Below are 22,671 nucleotides of genomic sequence, written 5' to 3' on the forward strand. Positions count from 1 at the left end.
TAGTGCGGGCCGGGACGCACGCCCCCCGGCCCGGTTGCGTTATACCAACCCGTATTGCCGCGTCAGCAGCGAATGCAACAGCGGCCCAAGCGTCTCCAGCGAGGCCGGCGACAGAATGTCCGCGTGTTCGCAGCGCTGATGATGGCAGATCAATCCATCCAGATACGGCGCCCACACGGCGTCGATATCCATCTCCGGCGGTAGCGTCTGGTCGGCGACAAACAGCGTTGCCGTGCCGTGGAAGCGCCGGCTGCGCGCCTGAGACAGAATGCGCACCGCATCGCGGTAGTTGGCGACGATGCTGTCGAACATCGCCGCCTTCTCCGCCATCAGCGCCGGATCGCCATGATCTTCCGCCATAAACTCGGCCTGCTCCTGCGCCACCTCTTTCTGCGCGTCCTCCTCGCTGGGGCCGGTCCAATCCTGGCCTTCCGGCGGATAGGTATCCAGCATGCCGAGGAACGCCACCTCTTCACCCTGCTGCTGCAGGCGCGCGGCCATCGAGTGCGCCAGCGTGCCGCCGAGCGAATAGCCCAGCAGGTAATAAGGTCCCTGCGGCTGCAGGCGGCGCAGATTGGCCAGATGACGATCGACCATCTGCTCAATGTCCTCGCAGGTGGCGATAGCGCCATCCGGCCTTGGCGACTGTAGGCCGATGATCGGGTAGTTCCCTGGCAGATAACGGCTCAGCCCCGAGTACTGCCAGGCGAAACCGGAAGCCGGATGCAGGCAGAACAGCGCGGGGCCTTGACCCGCCCGCAGCTGCAGGCACTCGCCGACGCCACGGCTCTCGGCCGAGTTGGCGGCCTGTGCGTCATCGAGCAGGTGCGCCATCTTCTCTAGGCTACGGGCAAACATGATTTGCCCGACGCTCAGTGGCCGAGGGACGCGCCGACGCAGCTCCGCCGCCAGACGCATCGCTAGCAGCGAATGGCCGCCCAGCGCGAAGAAGTCGTCGTCGGCATACACCGTCTCACGCCCCAGCAGTTCCCCGAACAGCGCTGCCAGCAGGCGCTCGCTGTCGCTCTCCGGCGTGCGGCCGCTCTGGTGGCTCAGCTGCGGCCGTGGCAATGCCTTGCGATCCAGTTTGCCGCTGGCACTGAGCGGGAAGCTGTCGGTCATGACATAGCTGACCGGCATCATGTGCGCCGGCAAACGTTGCTCCAGCGCCTGATGCAGCGCGCCGGTATCCAGCGTCACGCCCGGTTGGGCGATCAGCCAGGCAACCAGCTGGCGCATATCGGCCCCGCCCAGCCCCGTCGCGCCCTCGCCCAGTTCGATGGCGTGCACCGCCGCTTGCGCTACCCCCGGCTGTGCCAGCAGCGCCTGCTCGATTTCACCCAGCTCGATACGCTGGCCACGGATCTTCAGCTGATCGTCGCTGCGGCCCAAATACTCGACGCTGCCGTCTTCCAGCCAGCGGGCGATATCGCCGGTGCGATACATGCGCGCGCCGTTGCCGGCGGGATCGGCGACAAACCGCTGCGCCGTCAATCCCGGCCGATGCAGATAACCATCGGCCAACTGAATGCCGCGCAGGTAGAGATCGCCGGCGCAGCCGACGGGTACCGGCCGCAGCATGGCGTCGAGAATGCTCAGTTGGGTGTTCCAGACCGGTTTGCCGATCGGCACGCCGGCGCCGTTCACCGCCGCCAATGCCGCGCCGGACGCCGGTTGATAGGTGACATCGACCGCCGCCTCCGTCGGGCCATACAGGTTGTGCAGCGGCGCGGTAACCAACGCCTGATAGCGGGAGGCCAGTTCACACGACAGCGCTTCGCCGCTGCAGAACACGCGTTTCAGGCTGGCGGCGGCGCGCTGTGGCGCCCGCTCGTTCAAGGCCTCCACCCAGATAGCCAACATGGATGGAACGAAATGCAGCGTGGTCACGCCATAGTCGTCGATCAACGTCGTCAGCGCCTGCGGATCGCGGTGCGCCTCCGGCGGCGCCATCACCAGGCGCGCGCCGACCATCAGCGGCCAGAAGAACTCCCAGACGGAAACGTCGAAGCTGCACGGCGTTTTCTGCAAGACCACGTCCTGCGCATCGAGCGCATACTCGTGCTGCATCCAGAACAGGCGGTTGACGATCGCCCGGTGGTTCACCACCACGCCTTTCGGCCGCCCGGTAGAGCCGGAGGTATACAGCACGTAGGCGGGATAATCGCCATTCCCCGCCGGTGGGCGCGGCGCTGGTTCGCGCCCGCTGTCGTCCAGCACATCGAACCGCAGCGTCGGCGCCAGTGCGGCAAAGCGGGCGTCCAACGCACTTTCGGTGATAATCAACCGTGGTTTGGCGTCCTCCACCATGTAGGCCAACCGCTCGTCCGGGTAGCCGGTGTCCAGCGGCAACCAGGCGGCGCCGGTCTGCACAATCGCCGTCAGCGCCAGGCTGAGGCGCACGGAGCGTGGTAACGCCACCGCGACAATATCGCCCGGCTGAATGCCGGCCGCCGTCAGCCGCTCGGCCAACAGCGCGGCCTGGCGCTGCATGTCACGGTAGCTGAGGCTGTGCCCGGCATCCTGCAGCGCGATGCGTTCCGGCGTGCGCCGCGCTTGATCGGCGATCGCCTGATGCAAGGTGGTGTCCGCCACCGCCTGTCCGGTGCGGTTGACCGCCGCGATCAGCGCCTGTTCCTGCGGGGTTTGCAACTGCCAGCGCGGCAGCGGCAGATCCGGCTGGGCGATCCACTGTTGCAGCAGCGCCATCAGCCGCGCGGCGAAGCGCTCAGGCTGCGGCACCGAGGCGCGGTACTCCATCAACAGGCGCAGACGTTCGCCCGGCAGCACCAACAGCGTCAGCGGATAGTGGGTATAGCCTTTGTTGCGGATGGCGTCGCAGCGCAGCGACCCTTCGCCGCCCAGCAGAGCGTCGTTGTCCGGGTAGTTCTCTACCACCAACAGCGTATCGAACAGCGTGCCCGCCCCGGCCAGGTGCTGGATCTCCCCCAACCCCAAATCGTCGTGCTCCAGCAGTTCAATCTGCCGGTGCTGCAGTTCGGTCAGCTGTTCCGTCAACGAACGGTCATGCTGCAGACGAACCCGCACCGGCAGCGTGTTGCTGAATAGGCCAACGTGTTCCTCGACCCCTTCTATCTGGCCAAAGCGGCCGGAAACCGGCGAGCCGAACACCACGTCCTGATGGCCGCAATAGCTGGCCAGCTGCAGCGCCCAAATGCCCTGCATCACGGTATTGAGCGTCAACCCGCGTTCGCGGCACAGGGTCAGCAAGCGTCTTTCCTCGGCCGGCGGCAGCGTCATTTCCAGCTCATGCACGCGATCGTCCTGCACTTCACCGAACAGCAACGTTGGGCGCACATCCTGCAGCGTATCACGCCAGATGCGGCGCGAAGCTTCAGCATCCCGCGCGGTCAGGCGGCGCACGATATCGGCGTAGTTCGAACGCAGCGTCGGCAGCGCCTGCTCGCCTTCACGCAAGGCCAGCATCAGATCGTTGAGCACTACCGGCGTCGACCAGCCGTCGACGATCAAGTGATGGGCATTGAGGAACAGCGTGTGGCGTTCGCTATCGCCGTGTTTGACCCACAGCGCATGCAACATTGCGCCCGGCTGGTTGAACAGATCGCGCTGCAGCTCTTTCTGCTCCAGCTCATTCAGCGCCTGCATTTCTTGCTCGTCGGACAGCGGCAGCAGCCTGTGGCTGTCCAGCGGCCAATGGCTTTCCTGCGGTATCAGCTGCAGCGGTTCGCCCTCGCGGTTGAATCGGGCGGCCAGCTGCGGATGGCGGCGGATCACCGCATCCAGCGCCTGCTGAAGGCGATGTACGTCCAATTCTCCGCAGAGGCTCAGGCGCGTCAGCGAGTTATAGCTGCCGCCCTGCTGCGCCGTCTGTGCATGGAACAGCAGGCCGTGTTGCAACGGCAACAGCGGCAGCGCCGCGGCTAACGGCCCGCACTCCCGCTCCCAGGCGCGCACCGCCTCATCGTCGGCGCCCGGCTGGGCGATCTCGGCCGCCACCAACGTTGCCGCCGCGCGATCGGGATGCCGTTCGGCAAATTCGCACAGTGCACGCACCGCTTGCTCGATGTCGCTGTGCAGCTGCGTAATGTCGCTCTCGCTGAAAATCCCCTCCAGCCAGCTCCAGTTGATCGCCAGGCAGGCGCCGTCGCGCCGCTCTTCGACAAAGATATTCACCTCCAGGCCATACGACAGCGCCTGCTGCGCATCCTGCGCCACGGCGAAGGCGTCGCGGAAGCGGGTTTGGCTGCGTTGCGGCGCCCAGTTCCCCTCGTCCTGGCTGAAGCGCCCGAGGTAGTTGAATAAAATCTCCGGCGCATTGCGCTGCGCCAGCGCCGCCAGTTCGTCACGCCGCGGATGCAGATAACGCAGCTGGCCGTAACCGATGCCGCGATCGGCTACCGCACGCGTCGCCCGTTTCACCGCGCGCACGGCCTCATTGTGCTCAGCGTCATGCAGTTCGATGCGCAGCGGATACTCCGCCGTCAGCCAGCCGACGGTGCGGGCCAGATCGAGGCCGTCGTCCAGTTCGGCGCGGCCGTGCGACTCCAGAGAGAAACGCAGCGAAGCGGCCTGGAAACGCTGGCGACAGGCCTGAGCCAGCGCGCACAGCATGATCTCTTCAACCTGGGCGCGATAGTTCTGCGGCAAGGTGCCGAGCAACGCGGCGGTCAGCCGGCTGTCGATCAGCGTGCGCCGTTCGCTCACCGAGGCGAGGCGATCGGTCTGCGGATCCAGCGCGCGCCGGCCCAAACGCGGCACGTCGTCCGCCAGCATCTGCCGCCAGAACGGCAGCTCGGCTTCGCGGCGTTCGACGTCGGCTCGTAGGCGTGCAGACCACTCATAGAGCGAGGTTTCTTCCGGCGGCAGCATGATCGGCTGCCCCTGCATGGCGCTGTCGGCCACTTGCCGCAGTTCGTCGAGCAAGATGCGCCAGGAAACGCCGTCGACCACCAGATGGTGGATCGCCAGCACCAGCCCCAGGCTCTGCTCGTCGCGCTGCAGCAGGATGGCTTGCATCATGGCGCCGGCCGCCGGATCGAGATGGTCAAGCGCGGCATCAAACGCCTGTTCTGCCGCTGATTCCAGCTCACCGGACACGGTATTAACCTGCATCAGTTCACCGGCGGCGGCAGTTTCAACCACCAACTGACCGTCGCGGATCCGCGCGCCCAGCGCCGGGTGTGCCGTGTGCAGCTGTTCCAACGCATAACGCAGCTGTTGCGGCTGCAGCTCGGCAGGTACACGCAGGAAAACGCCGTGCGCGAAGCGGCGATGCATATCGCCCGTCTCGGCAAACCAGTGCAGGATCGGCAGCCCGTCGATCGGGCCTTGCTGTACGCTGCGTGTAGCCTGAGAGTCTATGGCCAGCGGCTGCATCGCCTGCGCCATGCGCGCGGGGGTGTGCAGCGCGAAGATCTCGCGCGGCCGCAGCAGATACCCTTTGCGCCGCAGGGCGGTACCCAGCCCCATCGCCGAGATGCTGTCGCCGCCGAGCGCGAAGAAATCGTCGTCGGCACCGACGCGATCCATCCCCAGCAGCTGCGCCATGGCGCCGCAAATCAGCCTTTCCTGTTCGGTGGCCGGCTCGCGAATGCTTTGCGCCAGCGTTTCCTGCGGTTTGGGCAGCGCCTGACGGTCAATCTTGCCGTTGACGTTAAGCGGCAGCTCCGGCATCACCACCAGGATCGCCGGCACCATATAATCCGGCAGACGCTGCGCCAATTGCCCCAGCAGCTCGCTTTGCAACGTTGGCGAAGCGCGACGCGCGTCATCCTGCACCGAGCAGTAACCGATCAAACGATAGGTGGCGCCGATCGGCTCGGCGATCACCACCGCCCGCCCCACGTCCGGCAAGGCGGCCAAGGCGCTTTCCACCTCACCCAGCTCGACGCGGAAGCCGCGCACCTTGATTTGGTGATCGGTACGGCCAATGAATACCAGCTGACCCTCCGCGCTCCAGCGCATCAGATCGCCGCTGCGGTACATCACCTCGCCTTCGGCGAACGGGTTGGCGACAAAGCGCGCCGCCGTCAGATCCGGGCGCCGCAGGTAACCGCGCGCGATGCCTTTGCCGGAAATGTACAGCTCGCCCGCCGCGCCGATCGGCACCGGCTGCAGGCGGCTGTCGAGCAGCCAGACGGCGGTATTGGCGAGGGGGCGACCGATCACCGGCTGATCGGCGGCCGTGACCGGCGCGCCCAGGGTATCGACGGTATATTCGGACGGGCCGTAATAGTTGTGGATCTCCACCTCCGGATGCTGCTGCATCAGGTTCCACAGCGTCGGCGTCGCCGCCTCACCGCCGATCATCACGAACGCAGGCAGCGGGAACTGCCCCTTCAGCAGGCCGCAGTCCACCAGTTGCGAGAAGAATGACGGCGTGATGTCCAGCAGATCGATCGGCGTCTGTTGGGTTTGTTCCAGAAGCGCCCAGGGGTCGCGGCGCAGCTCCTCGTCGAAGATAACCAGTTCGCTGCCCATCATCATGCAGAACAGCGGTTCCCAGGAGGAGTCGAAAGAAAACGAGGCGGTATGGCCGGCGCGCAAGCGGCGCGCGTGGCGAGCCTGGAATTTTTCGATCGCCGGGCCAAACAGAGAGGCCTGGTGCGACAGGAACAGGTTCAGCAGCCCGCGGTGCGTGGACATCACGCCCTTGGGTTTGCCGGTCGAACCGGAGGTGTAAATCATATAGGCCAGATGCGCCTCGTTCAGCGGCGCACGCCGTTCGTCGTCCGTTATCGGCGTCGCCTCGGCAGCCGCGCAGCGCGCCAGGCACGCTGCGTCGTCCAGGCACAATACCTGCGGCAGATCCGGCATATTGAGCTGCGTCGCGCGGTGGGTCAGCAACATTACCGGCCGCGCGTCGTCGCACATCAGCGCCAGGCGTTCACGCGGGTAATCCAGATCGAGCGGCATATAGGCCGCGCCGCTGGCCAACACGCCGAACAGCGCGACCAGCGTGTCCACCGAGCGCGGAATGCCGATGGCCACCACGTCTTCAGCGCCGATGCCGCTTTCGATTAGCACTCGCCCCAACTGCATCACCCGTTCGGAGAGCTGCCGGTAGCTGAGGCGCTCGTCGCCGCAGGCCACCGCCAATGCCTCAGGCTGGCGCTCAACCTGGCGCTGGAACGCATCCAAGATTGACACCATGCCCGTCGGCGGCGTCAGATCGGCGCCGCGCCCCCAGGCCGCGAGTTGCCTTAGCTCCCCTTCGCCGATCAGCGCCAGTTGAGCGTTCGGCTGGTGCGGCTGTCGCGCCAACTGCTGCAGCCAATGGCCGATGCGCTCCGCGTGATGATGCAAGGTGCGCGGCGAGTATTTGGCCGGGTTGGCGACCAGAGACAGCGTCAGCACGCCGTTGCGAAAGCCGATCTCAAACTCCAGGTCATCGACCGGCCCCATCGCCAGCGTATGGGTAACGGCCGCTTGGCCGTCGAACGACAAGGCGCTGTGGTAGACCTTGACGTTGATCACCGGCCCGTACAGTTCCTGATGGCCACCGACCAGGCCGAGATCGCGCTTGATCTGCTCCGCCTCATAGCGTTGATGGCGGCGCGCCTGCTTGATCTCCGCCACGACGGCCTGGCAGACGTCCGCCAGCGACAGCTCCGGCGTCACGTTCAGCAGCAGCGGCAGCACGTTGACCACCGGGCCGACCGCCGCCAGCGCCTGCGACCCCATCCGCCGCATGAAAGGAAAACCGACTGAGAAGCGGGTTTCGCCGCTCATGCGCGCCAGATACATCGCCAGCGCCGCCGTGACGATGTCGGCCGGTTGCAGCGCCTGCAACGCGTCGTCGCGCAGCGCTTCGTCAAACAGTGACTCCGGCAGCACCAGCACCTGTTTGAGCGGCCGGGCGCCCGGTTCAACCTCCCGGCTTTCCGTCGATAATGACAGCGGCGACGGCAGTTCGCGCAGATGCTGGCGCCAAAATTCGGCCGCCCGCTCACGTGCGGGCGACGTTTGCCATTGCTGAAACTCTTCCACTACCTTGCCGAACGGGGTAAACGGCGAGGACACCGGCGACAGCCCGTGGCGCAGCGCGCGATAGATATCGGCGATCCGGCGGGTGATGGCTTCGAAACTGAAGCCGTCCAGGGTCAGATGATGAAAGCGCTGGTACCAAAACCAACGATCGGCGCTGACGCGGATTATCGCATGGCGATAAAGCGACCGTTCGCCGTCCGCAGGCAAATCCTGCGCCAGATCGTCGTTCATCAGCGCCAGCGCCGCCTGTTCGGCGTCCGGCTGCGCGCTGAAATCGAACCACTCCGGCGCCTGTACGCGCGCAGGGTCGGCTATCAACGGGAGACGCTGCACCGGCTGGCCGTCCTGCGCCTCAAAGAACCGCGCCTGAACCGTATCCGCTTCGGCCAGCCCCTGACGGATCGCGCGCTCCAGCGCCGAACGATCGATAGCGCCGTGCAATTCGGTGTAGTGCGCCACGGCGAAGCTGTTACGCCGCAGCGCGATTTGGTCGGCGATCCAGATCCCCGGTTGCGCAGCAACCAGCGGATAATCCCGATACTCGACCTGAGTATCCGGTAAAGAAAGCGTTTCTGACATGGTGTCTGTCCTTTCCCTCAAACGGAATGTATCGATGTGGCTGCCTGGCGCTTAACGCGCCGCATCCGCCGCTTTCAGCGCCGCCGGCCGCATGTCCTGCCAGTGCGTTTCGATGTAGTCGATGCATTCACCGCGTGACGCCGGCCCCATCAACACGCGCCATCCCTGCGGCGTATCGGCAAACTGCGGCCACAGCGAATATTGCTGTTGCGCGTTGATCAGCACGGAGAAACGGAGATTTTCGTCATCGAACGGGTTTTGTTGTTCCTGAGTCATTTGCCTTACCTGTCTGTCAAAATGTGTGGGTTATTCCATCGCGGAAAGCAGTTGGCGCACGCCGTCCACCAGGCCACCGCGCCAGCAGAGCGCATCGTGCCCGCCGGAAAACACGCGGTATTCGGCGCGGTGCCCTGCCGCCGTCAGCGCCTGATGCATCTGGCGATTGACGAATTCGATGTCCGCCTCCCGATCGCCGGCTTGCTGAATTACGGTGAGCGTGGCTGCCGCTGCGCTGCGTTGCCGAACCTGGCGTATCAGCCAGCCTTCCTCCAGTTCGTGGCGTTTTTCGAACTGGGTAACGAATTGCACCGTAGGCCACCAGAAGGAGCCGGACTGGCTCAGCACGTGGCCGAAGCGCTCTGGCCAGTGCAACCCGGCATATAACGCCGCCAGCCCGCCGTAGCTCTGGCCGGCGACGACGGTGCGCGCCCCTGCCTCGCTGAACGGTTCGCGCCGCTGCGCCTGCGGCAACAGTTCGTCGATCACCGCCTGCCAAAACGCGGCGTTGCAAGGCAGCTCGTTTTCCCGGTGTTCGCCGTCGATCGCATCGATCAGCAGCCAACATGCGGCCGGCAGGTGCCCTTGTGCGGTTTCGTGCTCGATCACCGGCAACAGCGCGTGCTTTTCGATCCAGTTTTGGCCATCGAGCAGCAGCACCAGCGGGCGATTCGCTTTCATCGCCGCGTCGCCGCTGGCATACAGCCAAACTCGCCGCTGGTTATCCAGCCGTTCGCTCTGCCACTGGAAAAGCTGCAGCCGCGCCTCCTCCAGTGGCCGATCGACGGCCTGCCAGGCGCTTTGATCGTCGGCATCCGGCCCTTGCGCCAGGGATACGGGCCGCGGGCGATGAGACGGTCCCAACGAGAGACGATTCAGCGGATCGGCAATCGCCAACGGGGACAGCGATACCCACCAGGCACGCTGCTGGCGGTCGCGCAACGTTTCGTCGTCGCTGAATGCGGGGGGAAGATCCCGGTCGGTAATGGGGATCAGGCTGTAGCTACCGCGCCAGCGGCGATCGACTACGGCCGAGCCGTACCAAACGTCGGTGCCGGGGAGCCGGGTCAGGCCGCTGGGGGACGTGCTGTGGTGATCGGTAATGCCGTTGATATCGGCGTAAACGCGGCATATCGGCGAGTGCCGTTCATCGCCGGCGGGATCGCGCCATAGCCAGGTCATTTTGACGTGACTGTCATCGTGCGGTTCGACGACAGGCGTGCCCTGAGCGGCAACCTTCTGCCACCACGCGGATTGCCCTGCCGCCTCTTCACGCAGCCACTGCGCCGCCAATCCCTCACGACCGTTTTCTGGCCTCTTTTCCGGCAAAAACTCCATAGCGCCCCTTACATAACATGAGTGTCTTTTACAAAACCTGACAATCGTATTGATACTCATTATCATTTTCAATACTATTTGTCGGATTTTTACCGTCGTGCAAACACGACGTCTCCACGTCGACGGGACAAGACCGCTTGTCGGCATTTCGGGGTTTATCAGGGTGGCATGACACACAAAAGTAGGTATTCAGGAGAGATAATGAAGATTAAAAACAAAGGGATAGAAAACGCGAACGCGGAGGCGATGTCCGCCAAGCGTCTGTTGCTGGGATCGGCGCTGGCCTTACTGCCCTTCGCGCCACACGCGTCCGCCGCAGCGGACGAGACGATTCTGGTGACCGCCGACGCACAAAACAGCGTGACCGCACCGGCCAAAGGGATCGTCGCTAAAGAGAGCGCCGCTGGCACCAAGACCGCCACCGCTCTGCGTAAGACGCCGCAGGCCATCTCGGTGGTCACGCGCGAGCAGATGAACGACCAGGAGCCGGCGTCGGTCGCCGACGCATTGAACTACACCAGCGGGGTGATCACCACCTACCGCGGCAACTCCAACCGCAATGACGAAGTGATCAGCCGCGGCTTCCGTTATGCGCCCAAGCTGCTCGACGGCCTGCACTTTGGCCTCTCGAGCCAAAATGGCGGCGCCGGGCAGATCGATCCCTGGCTGTTGGAGCGCGTGGAGATGGTGCACGGCCCGGCCGGCGTGCTGTACGGCCAGGTCAGCCCCGGCGGCGTGGTGGTGATGACCAGCAAGCGCCCTACCGCCCAGAGCATTCACGAGGTGAAATTCAGCACCGGCAACCGCCATCTGGCGGAAACGGCGTTTGATTTTGGCGGCAAACTTAACGACGACAACACCCTGTTCTACCGCCTGAACGGTATCGCCCGAACCGAACATGAGTTTGTCAAAGACAGCAAGCAGCAACGGGTGGCCATCGCCCCGGCCTTCACCTGGCTGCCGAACGAAGATACCAGCTTTACGCTGTTGACCAGCTACCAGAACGATCCGAAAGCCGGATCGCGTAACTTCCTGCCGCGTTCCGGCACGCTGTTCCCGACCAGCGCGGGCTACGTGCCTTACGACTTCAACGTCAGCGAACCCAGCTTCAACAAGTCGCGGCGCGAACAGGCGTCGATCGGCTACAGCCTCGAGCATAACTTCAGCGATGCGCTGTCGTTTACCCAGAACCTGCGCTTCACCCACCGTGATGAAGACTATAAATATCTGGTTTATAACGTAAACTCGACGGTCAACGACCACACCGTCACCCGCATGGCGCAGCATGAAACGCAGATGACCAACGAGTTTGGCGTGGATAACCAGTTGAAGGGTTTGTTCGACACCGGCGAGGTGAAGCACACGGTGCTGGGCGGGTTGGATTACCGCTACAGCCATATCGATTCGAAGATGTATCGCGATCGCGGTAACGATTACCCGATCGACTGGGCCAACCCGGTTCGCCCCAGCATCGATGGCAGCACGTTGGCGCTGGCTTCCAGCGATTTGAAGACGCTGAATCAGGTCGGGGTGTATCTGCAGGACCAGCTGGAGTGGAATAACTGGAACCTGCTGCTGTCCGGCCGTCAGGACTGGTCGCAGGTCAACACCCGCGATCGCACCAGCGGCGGCAAAGAGCAGACCTATAACGATGCCCAGTTCACCGGCCGCGCGGGCCTGCTCTACGCCTTCGACAACGGCATTTCACCGTATGTCAGCTACAGTACCTCGTTCGATCCTAACCTGTACCCAAGTGCCGCGGGCGCCGATCCGCTCAAGCCGACCACCGGCAAGCAAACCGAGGTGGGCGTGAAGTACCAGATCCCGGGCGGCAACACCCTACTGACCCTCTCCTGGTTCGACATTACCCAGCGCAATGTGGCGTCTTATAACCGTCTCACCTCCGCCTACGAGCAGATCGGTGAGGTGAAATCCAAAGGGATTGAGGCGGAAGTGCACGCTCAGCCTACGCCGGAGATCACGCTGACCGCCGCTTATACCTACACCGACGTAGTGACCAAAGACTCCAACTCGGCGGATGAAATTGGCCACAGCCCGGCGGGCATCCCGCGCCACGCGGCCTCCGCCTGGGGCAGCTACAGCGTCCTGAGCGGTGCGCTGAACGGCCTGACCGTCGGCAGCGGCGTGCGTTACATCGGCGATGCGCCGGCCGACGCCACCGGCCAGTACGACGTGCCGCACTACACGCTGTACGATGCCATGGTGAAATATGACCTCGGCCAGGCTTCGTCGGCGCTGCGCGGTGCGGCGCTCCAGCTCAACGTGCAGAACCTGACGGACAAGAAATACGTCTCATCCTGCAGCGGCGAGTACGCCTGCTTCTACGGCAGCGGCCGCAGCATCATCGCTTCGGTCAACTACCGCTGGTAACAAAAAGGGGTGGCCAACATCGTAATGTCTGTCAGTTAGCGTTTTTCTGAAGGTATTGATGACGTTTTCGGGCGATAAATGAAAATGAGCAAGGGGCCGTAAGATGCTGCCCCTTGCAACCCACGCCTTTGTCCAATCCCCATGCCGCACGCGGGTTAACTCGTGCGGCATGGTCATCAGGCGTTACGCCCCGCCATCACGCCGCCATCGATATCCCAGATAGCGCCGGTCACCCAGCCAGTCTTGTCAGAAAGCAGGAAAGTGATGGTTTCCGCGATGTCGACCGGTGAACCCACGCGTCCGATCGGATGAAAGCTGTCGAAGCTGTTCATCACATCCTTGACGTCGTCTTTCGGAATGAAGCCCTCATAAATCGGCGTGTGAACGACAGCTGGAGAAACCGCATTCACACGGATCCCTTTTTCACCCAGTTCAATAGCCAGGTTTTTGGTCAGCGCGTGCAGACCGGCTTTGGCCATTGAGTAGGCTGAAGACGGTGTGGCACCGATGGCCTGTCGTGCCCACATAGAGCCAATATTGACGATAGCGCCTTTGATATCGGCCTCGACCATATTGCGCACTACGTCGCGGGTGATAAAAAACGTGGCGCGGTTAATGCTCATGTACATGTCATAGTCTGACGCTTCATGTTCTGTAAACGGTTTCGGGAAGAACACGCCAGCCGCATTGACCAGCAGGCTGATATCTTTGTGTTCGGCGTTAATGATGTTCACTACATGCTGCAGACCTTCTTCTTTCATCAGGTCTGCAACGATGACGGAAACCTGGCCGTCTGCAGCCAGCGCCTGACGGGCCTGCTCGGCTTTGTCCTGACGATGGCCAACAAGCACCACGCTGCTGCCGCTTTTCAGGACCCGCTTCGCCGTTTCGAAGCCCATACCGCTTGTACCGCCGACCACTAACAGTTTTTTGCCAGCAAAAGATGTATTCATCGCTAACCTCTTTACATTCATCTGGTTGTCATTAATAAGAAGCCTGGCTTCTCATCGTGTGAAACCAGATTGCCACCCTGAAAACCGATTGACGACTGAGAAGAAATTGCGACACAGGAAAGAAAATCTTTCTCGCCGGCGTATACTGAGGAAAAGAATGAATCAGGATGATCACAATGCGATCGTTAAACCGACTTAAATGGCTGCACGCTTTTGAAGCCACCGCCAGGCATGGCAGTTTTACCGGCGCGGCACAGGAGCTGGGTGTCACACCCGCCGCCGTAGGTCAGTTGGTCCGTTCGCTGGAAGACTGGGTCGGACACCCGCTTCTTCACCGCACCCGTTCCGGCAAGGAGCGGCTGACGCTGGTAGACGAAGCGCAGGAGGCCCTACAAGATATCACTCAGGGTCTCGATAAACTGGAAACCGGTTTAAGTAAGCTTCGTGGTCGCCGGTCACGCTCGGTGGTCGTGGTGACGGCGTCCCAGGTACTGATGATGAACTGGCTGATGGACCGCCTGAACCGGTTTGCGGAAACGCATGAGAATATCGATCTGCGGCTTAACGTCACGGAAAAGCTGATGGACGTGTCGTATGGCGAGGCTGATATCGGCATTCGCTGTGGACAGGGAGAGTGGCCCGGCGTGAGTAAAACCTGGCTAATGGATGAGGAAGCCGTGCTGGTCTGCAGTCCACGCCTGGCTCCCCCCGAGAAAATGGCCTGCAGTGAATGGCTCGCCACGCAAAAACTCATTCACGATGACACGCCGCATCCTGGTGCGGATTTTCCATCATGGGGTGATGTACTGAGAGCGGTCGGTGCGCCCGAAACGCGGGAAAGCGGGCTGCATATCAATTCTACTTCAGCAGTGATCCTGTCGGCGCTGAGCGGCAGGGGCGTGGCCATCGTTCGAAACGCTCTGGTAAAGCAGCTTATCGAGACCGAGCAGTTGGTTCATCTCCATCCCGACCATCGCTGGCCACTTAGATGGTCCTACTATCTGGTCACCCCGCAGCAACATGTCATGCGTGATGAAGTGAAAATTTTCCACGACTGGCTTCTTCAGGACGTCGTCTCAGACCGTTCATAAACGATCATCGCAGCTATTGCGCTACCTCGGCATTCGCCCTGGGGCGTCGTGCCCTTTCCCGCCGCCTTTACTCCTGCTTCAATTCCCGCAAGTGCTTGTACACCGTGGCGCGCCCCATCGACAGCACATTGGCGATGTAGTCCGCGGCGCTTTTGGCCTTGAACGCGCCCTGATGGTAGAGATCGCTGACCAGTCGCCGTTTTTGTTCGCGGCTCAGCGCGCCGAGCGCGGCGTTTTCGCGCCGCAGCCAATCGTGCAGGAAAGTGTTGATCTTCTCCTGCCAGTCGTCTTTGAACAGCTCTTGTGGCTGAGGTTGCAATCGCGTGACCGACAGGAACATGTCCAGCGCGTTGCGGGCGTCCTCGAACATCGCGGTGCTCAGGTTGATGCACAGCAGATAGCTGGGCTTGCCCTGTTCGTCGCGTGCGGCAATGCTCACCGAACGCATCTTTTTGCCGTCCCAGTTCAGCTTCTCATAGGGGCCGGTCACGCCGGCGCCGCCATCGAGCTCGAAGTCTTCCAGCCCGGCGTCGTCGCCCGGTTTGCGCTTCGACAGGTTGTTCGCCAGATAGGCAATCTTGTTGGTGGCCAGATCGTGGATCACCACTTCCGCATTCGGGAAAAACAGCGCCGCGATGCCGTCAGCGACCGAGCGCAAAAGTTCGAGTTGAGAAGAAGAGTTCGGCACGCTGGGGGTCTCCGTATGGCCCGGTTTGGTTTGCTGTTCAGCCGCTTAGCATACCGCAGTTGCCGCCGCTTGCCGAGTGGAGCGGCGGCAAGCGGCGTATCCTTTGCCGGTTATTCCGCCTCGGCGCCACGCCGATAAAACACGTAGCTCTCGCGCGCCACGCTGTCGCGGACCCGATAGCGCCAGATCAGCCCGAGCGTGGTAAACCACAGCGGCATGCTGCACAGCGCGATCAGCGTCTCGCTATCGAACACCATCAGCACCAGCGTAAAGGCGAAGAATGCCAGCGTCAGCCAGGCCATCGCGACCCCGCCTGGCATTTTGAAATTGGAATCGGCGTGCAGATCCGGTCGCTTCTGGCGATACACCAGGTAGGCGACCAAAATCATGCCCCAGCTGTAAACCACCAGGATTGCCGCCACGGTAGAGACGATGGTGAACAGCGTCATGACGTTCGGCACCAGTATCAGCAGCAAGGTGCCGGCCACCATGCAGAAGCAGGAAAACAGCAGGCTGCGGATCGGAATGGCCGTGGTGCGAGACAGAATGCGGAACTGACCGTGGGCGTGCTTTTCCATCGACAGGCTGTACAGCATGCGGGTGCTGGAATACACCCCGCTGTTGGCCGAGGACATCGCCGAAGTCAGCACCACGAAGTTGATCACCGCGGCGGCAGCCGGCAGCCCCGCCCGATCGAACAGCATCACGAACGGGCTGCTGTCCGGCGAGATGTGGCTCCACGAGGTGACGGCGATAATGGTCAGCATCGAGCACACGTAGAAGACGATGATGCGCGCCGGGATCGCGTTGATCGCCTTCGGCAACACCTTCTGCGGGTTTTTGGTCTCCGCCGACATCGTGCCCAACAGCTCGATGCCGGTACAGGAGAAAATGGCGATCTGGAACCCGGCGAAAAAGCCGAAGATGCCGTGCGGCATGAAAATGGCGGGATCGGTGACGTTATGCAGCGAAGCGGTCACGCCGTCCGGCGAGGTCCATCCGCTGAACACCATCCAGGCGCCGGTGGCGATCAACGCGACGATCGCCACCACCTTGATCATCGCAAACCAGAATTCGGCTTCGCCGAACATCTTGACCGACAGCATGTTGAACAGACACAGAAACCCCAGCGTCAGCAGCGCTGGCAACCAGGGCGAGACGTTAGGCAGCCAATACTGCACGTAGCCGCCGCACACCACCACGTCGGCAATGCAGGTCACGACCCAGCTCAGCCAGTAGGACCAGCCGAGAAAAAAGCTGGCGCGCGGCCCCAGGTATTCGGAGACGAAATCGGCGAACGAACGGTAATCGAGCCGCGTGAGCAGCAGCTCCCCCATCGCCCTCATGACCATGAACATGAAAAAGCCGACGATGGCGTAAGTCAGTACGATGGAGGTGCCCGACAGCGCGAGGGTTTTCCCAGCGCCCATAAACAGCCCGGTGCCGATGGCGCCGCCGATCGAAATCAGTTGAATGTGGCGCGCGCTCAGCCCGCGCTGCAAGGTTTGGGCACAGTTTGGCCCCTCGGCTGAACCTGGGTTCAGCCGATCGCAGTGATTTTTTGTCATGGTGTTACCTGTCCGTCATTAAGGCGATTAAGCAACCGATATGCGGCTGCAGCAGGAGTGAAACGCCCGTGGGCGTTCTAACCGGCAAAAAAGTGAGACCGAACGCTGCCCGCCCTGTTGTGACAGGGAGGTAATAATAATGGGTACCGAGAAAATGCTCTCGTGAGCCGTCGTATCGCCCACGTTTGGCGAACATAGCCTGAGCGTGGTGGGTAAACACTACAATATCAAATGGTTATACTTTCCCTTGTGCAACAAAAAAACGACGCCGGAGTCGTTTTAACATTAATTTAACTCTGGCGAGGGGAAATGCCATTGTCAACATGGCAGTTAAATAAAATGAAACTTTTTGATCACATTCAAGCTTCTGAAAAATAGATAAAAAGGGGTTTTATGCGCTTTATATGCATAAAATATGCATGAACTCGCTCACCGTCGACAAAAAGTAATTAACTATTCATTTGCCGCCCTGCAGGCGGCGAAAAACCGTCCGCTGGCCCGATGAGAGGGGGGCTAACAACCGGCATAATTAGTGGTAAATTTAGCGTCGCAAAGTGTTATGCGCTTGCTAATCCACGGTTAAACGAAATAAATACCTCTAAAATATAAAGGTTGGTTATGGAAAAGCTATCCTACGCTTCAGACAGCAGCACCACCGCTTGGGCTACATATCTGCAACAAATCGATCGCGTCGCCCCTTACCTCGGCGACCTCTCACGCTGGGTTGATACGCTGCGTCACCCTAAACGCGCTTTGATTGTTGATATCCCGCTGCAGATGGACGATGGCACCATCCGTCACTTCGAAGGTTTCCGCGTACAGCACAACCTGTCGCGCGGGCCGGGTAAAGGCGGTATCCGCTTCCACCCTGACGTCGATCTGAACGAAGTGATGGCCCTGTCCGCCTGGATGACCATCAAGTGTGCCGCGGTCAACCTGCCGTACGGCGGCGCCAAGGGCGGCATCCGCGTCGATCCGTTCAAACTGTCTGAAGGTGAACTGGAGCGACTGACCCGCCGCTACACCAGCGAAATCGGCTTCATCATCGGGCCACAGAAAGACATCCCTGCGCCGGACGTCGGCACCAACGCCAAAGTGATGGCCTGGATGATGGATACCTACTCCATGAACCACGGCACCACCATCACCGGCGTAGTGACAGGCAAGCCAATCCACCTCGGCGGTTCCCTGGGCCGTGAGAAAGCGACCGGCCGCGGCGTGTTCGTCACCGGCAGCGAAGTGGCCAAGCGTCTGGGCGTGCAGATCGAAGGCGCCAAAGTGGCGGTACAAGGCTTCGGTAACGTGGGCAGCGAAGCGGCCCGTCTGTTCGTCGGCGTCGGCGCTCGCGTCGTCACCATCCAGGACCACTCCGCTACCCTGTTCAACGCCAACGGTATCGATCTGGTCGCGCTGACCGAATACCAGGCCAAGCACAAGCAGATCGCCGGCTTCCCGGGTGCCAGCGAGATCGAGAGCGAAGCGTTCTGGTCGGTTGACATGGACATCCTGATCCCTGCGGCGCTGGAAGGCCAGATCACCCGCCAGCGCGCCGAAATCCTCAGCGCCAAGCTGGTGCTGGAAGGGGCTAACGGCCCAACCTTCCCAGAAGCGGACGACATTCTGCGCTCCCGTAACATCACCGTAGTTCCGGACGTTATCTGTAACGCCGGCGGCGTAACGGTCAGTTACTTCGAGTGGGTTCAGGACATGGCGAGCTACTTCTGGAGCGAGTCCGAGATCAACGAGCGTATGGACAAGATCATGACCGACGCGATGGTCCACGTCTGGAACAAGGCCGCAGAGAAAGAGTGCAGCCTGCGCACCGCGGCTTACATCGTGGCTTGTGAGCGCATCCTGACCGCACGTAAAGAGCGCGGCATCTACCCAGGTTGATGCCGGCTTATTTGGCCTGCGAGCGGGCCATTGTTTCAGGGGGCGAAAGCCCCCTTTTTCGTTTCACCTATTTTTGAAACAAGGCCACGATTTCTGGCGAATACAGGTCGGGATATTTTTCTGCCGACCCGAGTATATTCTGACGAACCGTTTTACCTTTTACGCTTGGATCTGCTGCCACATACTCTGCCGGGAAAGCCAGCGCATCTTTATCGGCACCCGCAGCCAACAACGCCTTGACGCAGTCAGGATTATTGCTGGTCAGGCTTTCCAGCAGTGGTGTGCCAACAGGCCAGGCCTGTTGCTGGGGCGGTTGAGCATCGATAGAGGTTCCGGGTTTATGCAACAAGGCGATACGCTGTGCCGCTTGCGGGTCCGGCTGGCCGTCCTGGGAAGAGTCCCGCGTGCAAACAAAGTGTAAAGGCGTTGATCCTACCTTGCTGACGCCATAAGGGTCTGTTCCGGCGGCTACCAGCAGTTTGATGACCTCCAGATTAGCCGCCCCTTCCCCCATTATCGGTGAGAATCCTTGCGGGGTAACCTGCTTGGCATCCGCACCAAATTGCAGCAACAGTTTCACCAGCGCGGGCGCGGCTCCTTGGCTTTGGGCGGCGGCAATAAGTGGTGTATTAGTCCCCCCTTGCGCAATGACGTTGGTATTGGCACCTGCTTTTAGCAAGCTCTGTAAAATGTGAAGGTCATCATCGGATAATTCAGACTTGTCGGTATTTCCCAACGCTGACAACAATACGGTTTCTCCATTGTCACTGATGGCTTGATTCACATTCACCGACATATCAAGAAAACGATCGAGCAGCGCCGGCTGTTTGTAATAGGCGGCATACCATAACGTTTGAATAGTAGGGTGAGCGCCATTTTTTATCAGTTCATTAATGGTGTCCATATCGCTACTACTCTTAGAGTAAGCATACGTCATTACCGACTCATCGAGTTTTTGGGTGAGTTCCTCTTGTTCCCCAGCGTGTGCTGCAACCGAGCTCCCCAGCAGGCCCAGCGCCAGTGCGCAGGCTGTGGCACAGCGATTTAAAATAGGCATTTTTTTGTTCCTTCAAAATAATAAAAAAAATTAAACAAGTGCTTTCCATTATTACGCAATGGTCATAATCACAGAACTCTGAAGTATTCGTATGAAGCGTGCTAACAGATTTCTCTACCATTTTAGTGGGGAGCCGTTTTTCTACCATAGGAAACAAACGAAAATCAAATTCATTACTGATTAGGCCGCCAAGATAATTATGACCTTTATTCTTACCAAGAAAGTCAACTCAATTTTATGCTTTTTAATCGTGTATTCCACAGCACTTTGCGGTTCGCATTCCCAGGGGGGCTGGGCTATACCTTAGGCATTCCCCCTCCTGCAGGAGTTGTGATCATGAGCAAGAAAAAAATCCTGATGCTGGTCGGCGACTACGCCGAAGATTACGAAACCATGGTGCCGTTTCAGGCATTGCAAATGCTTGGCCATTGGGTGGACGCCGTGTGCCCCGGCAAAGCCGTCGGCGACTACATCCAGACCGCGATCCACGACTTTGACGGCGCACAGACCTACAGCGAGAAACCCGGTCATCGTTTCACCCTGAACGCCGACTTTGCCGCCGCCAAAGAAGAACACTATGACGCGCTCTTGATCCCCGGCGGTCGGGCGCCCGAATACCTGCGTCTGAACCCCGAGGTGATCGCGCTGGTGCAGGCGTTTGACGCCGCGAAAAAACCGATCGCCGCCGTTTGCCACGGCCCGCAGCTGCTGGCAGCGGCCGGGGTGTTGAAGGGCCGCACCTGCAGCGCCTACCCGGCTTGCGCCCCGGAGGTGCGACTCGGCGGCGGCCATTATGCGGAGATCGGCATCGATCAGGCCCACGTCGACGGCAATCTGGTCACCGCCCCGGCCTGGCCGGCGCATCCGCAGTGGCTGGCGAAATTCGCCGAGGTATTGGAGCAGTAATGCGGTACTAGCGGAGCTGCTCGATCAGGAAGTGGATGTCGTACAGCCAGCGTTTGGCGCGTGCGGAGCGTACCAGCATCGACACGCACAGCGGCCGGGGGTGTTCTTTGCAGGCGGAGGGGGAAAACCAGCGCCCGGTGTTGGCCGGCGGCTGGAAATACAGCTCGTGGTTGTAATTGCTGCTGTCGACGCCGAAGGTATCGAAGTAGCGGCGCATCAGCGTGTTGGAGTCGCTGAACGACAGACTGAGCGCGGTGTTGATCTCGGTTTCCGGGGTGATGACCACGCCCTTCTTCTGCCGCCCTGGCGCGTTGAATGCGGCGATAAGCGCGATGACCTGTTGCTGAATGTCTTCTGCCATGACGACCTCAAGCCGGTATGAATAAAGATGAATGCGGTTCTCTGTCTGACTCTGCTCGCCGCGGCGAGTTCGGGCCGCCGCGCGGGTTTTCTGTTTCTTTACACTTTCCATAAAAAACCGCGCGCAGCCACACTTCTGGCGCGCGCGGTCGATGGTTAGCGGCTGAGCGTCGTCTTGTCGGCGATGACGCCGTCCCCCTGCCGCTCGGCGGCAATGCCGCCGCCCAACACTTTATACAGGGTGGCCTGATTGTCGTACGCGGTCTGCTGCGCGGCGATCAGCGACTGCTGCGCCGTGTACAGCGTGCGCTGCGCGTCCAGCAGCGTCAGGTAGCTGTCCACGCCCTGGCGGTAACGCAACTCGGCCAGGCGATAATATTGCTGCGCCGCCGCCACATAGCCGGTTTGCGCCGCCAGCTGTTCCTGCAGAGTCGCTTTACGCGCCAACGCGTCGGCGGTTTCCTGAAATGCAGTCTGCACCGCTTTCTCATAGGTGGCGACATACAGATCTCTCTGCGCTTTGCTGTAGTTCAGTTGCGACGTGTTATAGCCACCGCTGAAGATCGGCAGGCTGATGCTCGGGGCGAACGACCAGACGCCCGCGCCGTGGCTGAACAGCGACGAGAGTTCACCGCTGCCCACGCCGCCGCTGGCGGTCAGGCTGATCGACGGGAAAAACGCCGCCCGCGCCGAGCCGATGTTGGCGTTGGCGGATTTCAGGTTATGCTCAGCCTGCAGCACGTCCGGCCGCGTCAGCAGCACCTGCGAAGACACCCCAGCCGGCAGATTGCGCATGATTTCGCCGAGCCCATCGATACCGCTCGGCAGCAGATTTTCCGGCACGCTTTGCCCCACCGCCAAATCCAGCGCGTTTTTCGCCTGCGCGGCGCTGGTCGCATAGCTGGCGGCGTCCGATCGCGCCTGTTGATAAACGGTCTCCGCCGACGCCACGTCAACCAGCGACGCAATGCCGTGCTGCTGGTTCTTACGCGTCACGTCCAGCGAACGTTTGGCGCTTTCCATCGTCTGCTGCGCCACCGCCAGATTGCTGCGCTCGGCCGCCACCGCCACCCAGTCGGTGACGATATCGGCGATCAGCGTCAGGCGAGTACTTTTCGCCGCCTCCGAATTGGCCAGATAGGTTTCGAACGCCGCGCGCGACAGGCTGGCGTTTTTGCCGAACAGATCCAGCTCGAACGCGCTGACGCCGGCCTGCGCTTCATAACTCTGACTGATGGCGGTGGCATTGCCGCTACCGGTCAGCGAACGCCCGCGGCTGCCGTCGGCGGTGGCGTTGATCGTCGGGAACAGCGCCGAGCGCTGCTCACCGTACAGGGCGCGCGCCGAGGCGATATTGGCGATCGCCTCGCGCAGATCGCGGCTGCTGTCCAGCCCCAGCGCCACCACCTGCCGCAGCCTGGCGTCCTGCACATAGTCGCGCCAGGCGACGTCCGGGTAGCTCAACGCCTGCTTGCCGGCGGCCTCGCCCTGCGGCAGGTTGGCGGGCACCGGCGCCGCTGGGCGCTGGTAGTGTGGATCCAGCGACAGACACCCGCTCAGCAGCAGCGGTAAAGTTAACATCATGACTCGTTGCAACACG

13 protein-coding genes are annotated in these 22,671 nt (G+C 61.4%); 4 read left to right on the forward strand and 9 right to left on the reverse strand.

Annotation, left to right across the window (positions count from 1 at the left end):
- Positions 1-39: 39 nt before the first annotated feature.
- From ACMGGW_RS11025 to fes, 3 genes are read right to left on the reverse strand one after another with little or no spacing between them, the layout of a single operon-like run.
- Positions 40-8,550, reverse strand: coding sequence for a non-ribosomal peptide synthetase (locus tag ACMGGW_RS11025; protein WP_197831993.1), 8,511 nt, complete (start codon positions 8,548-8,550; stop codon positions 40-42).
- Between the two features lie 51 nt (positions 8,551-8,601).
- Complete coding sequence (locus tag ACMGGW_RS11030; RefSeq protein ID WP_049295632.1) at positions 8,602-8,826, reverse strand: MbtH family protein; 225 nt, start codon at positions 8,824-8,826, stop codon at positions 8,602-8,604.
- Between the two features lie 30 nt (positions 8,827-8,856).
- Positions 8,857-10,164, reverse strand: coding sequence for an enterochelin esterase (fes, locus tag ACMGGW_RS11035; protein WP_239662951.1), 1,308 nt, complete (start codon positions 10,162-10,164; stop codon positions 8,857-8,859).
- Positions 10,165-10,365: 201 nt separating this feature from the next.
- Between fes and ACMGGW_RS11040 the strand changes: the two genes are divergently transcribed.
- A complete protein-coding gene (locus ACMGGW_RS11040) occupies positions 10,366-12,555 on the forward strand; it encodes a TonB-dependent siderophore receptor (protein ID WP_049204053.1) in 2,190 nt (729 codons plus the stop codon).
- Positions 12,556-12,731: 176 nt separating this feature from the next.
- On the opposite strand, the gene ACMGGW_RS11045 is transcribed toward ACMGGW_RS11040, so the two are convergent.
- Entirely contained in the window at positions 12,732-13,508 is a 777-nt protein-coding gene (locus tag ACMGGW_RS11045; RefSeq protein ID WP_043137268.1) for an SDR family NAD(P)-dependent oxidoreductase, read from the reverse strand.
- A 176-nt stretch (positions 13,509-13,684) separates the two neighbouring features.
- Between ACMGGW_RS11045 and ACMGGW_RS11050 the strand changes: the two genes are divergently transcribed.
- Positions 13,685-14,599 (forward strand): LysR substrate-binding domain-containing protein, encoded by a 915-nt coding sequence (locus tag ACMGGW_RS11050; RefSeq protein WP_089196524.1) that lies wholly within the window; start codon positions 13,685-13,687, stop codon positions 14,597-14,599.
- A 67-nt stretch (positions 14,600-14,666) separates the two neighbouring features.
- On the opposite strand, the gene ACMGGW_RS11055 is transcribed toward ACMGGW_RS11050, so the two are convergent.
- Entirely contained in the window at positions 14,667-15,287 is a 621-nt protein-coding gene (locus ACMGGW_RS11055; RefSeq protein WP_016927684.1) for a helix-turn-helix transcriptional regulator, read from the reverse strand.
- 110 nt (positions 15,288-15,397) lie between these two features.
- The gene (locus ACMGGW_RS11060; RefSeq protein WP_025302876.1) at positions 15,398-16,855 is read right to left on the reverse strand and encodes an amino acid permease; all 1,458 of its coding nucleotides are present in this window, start codon (positions 16,853-16,855) and stop codon (positions 15,398-15,400) included.
- A 618-nt stretch (positions 16,856-17,473) separates the two neighbouring features.
- Here ACMGGW_RS11060 and ACMGGW_RS11065 point away from each other — a divergent pair.
- Positions 17,474-18,748 (forward strand): Glu/Leu/Phe/Val family dehydrogenase, encoded by a 1,275-nt coding sequence (locus tag ACMGGW_RS11065; RefSeq protein ID WP_043143546.1) that lies wholly within the window; start codon positions 17,474-17,476, stop codon positions 18,746-18,748.
- A gap of 67 nt (positions 18,749-18,815) precedes the next feature.
- Here ACMGGW_RS11065 and ACMGGW_RS11070 read toward each other — a convergent pair whose 3' ends face one another.
- A complete protein-coding gene (locus tag ACMGGW_RS11070) occupies positions 18,816-19,805 on the reverse strand; it encodes a hypothetical protein (protein ID WP_197812600.1) in 990 nt (329 codons plus the stop codon).
- 336 nt (positions 19,806-20,141) lie between these two features.
- On the opposite strand from ACMGGW_RS11070, the gene ACMGGW_RS11075 reads away from it, so the two are divergent.
- Positions 20,142-20,711, forward strand: a complete 570-nt coding sequence (locus ACMGGW_RS11075) for a DJ-1/PfpI family protein (RefSeq protein WP_025302879.1) — start codon at positions 20,142-20,144, stop codon at positions 20,709-20,711.
- Between the two features lie 7 nt (positions 20,712-20,718).
- On the opposite strand, the gene ACMGGW_RS11080 is transcribed toward ACMGGW_RS11075, so the two are convergent.
- Positions 20,719-21,072 carry a DUF1493 family protein gene (locus tag ACMGGW_RS11080; RefSeq protein ID WP_025302880.1) on the reverse strand — a complete coding sequence of 118 codons (354 nt, stop codon included), beginning with the start codon at positions 21,070-21,072 and terminating at the stop codon, positions 20,719-20,721.
- 155 nt (positions 21,073-21,227) lie between these two features.
- Positions 21,228-22,670, reverse strand: a complete 1,443-nt coding sequence (locus tag ACMGGW_RS11085; protein ID WP_025302881.1) for an efflux transporter outer membrane subunit — start codon at positions 22,668-22,670, stop codon at positions 21,228-21,230.
- Between the last annotated feature and the right edge of the window lies 1 nt (position 22,671).

This window comes from Serratia sp. BNK-4, from assembly GCF_048685115.1.
In the GTDB taxonomy this organism is placed as follows: Bacteria; Pseudomonadota; Gammaproteobacteria; order Enterobacterales; family Enterobacteriaceae; genus Serratia; species Serratia bockelmannii.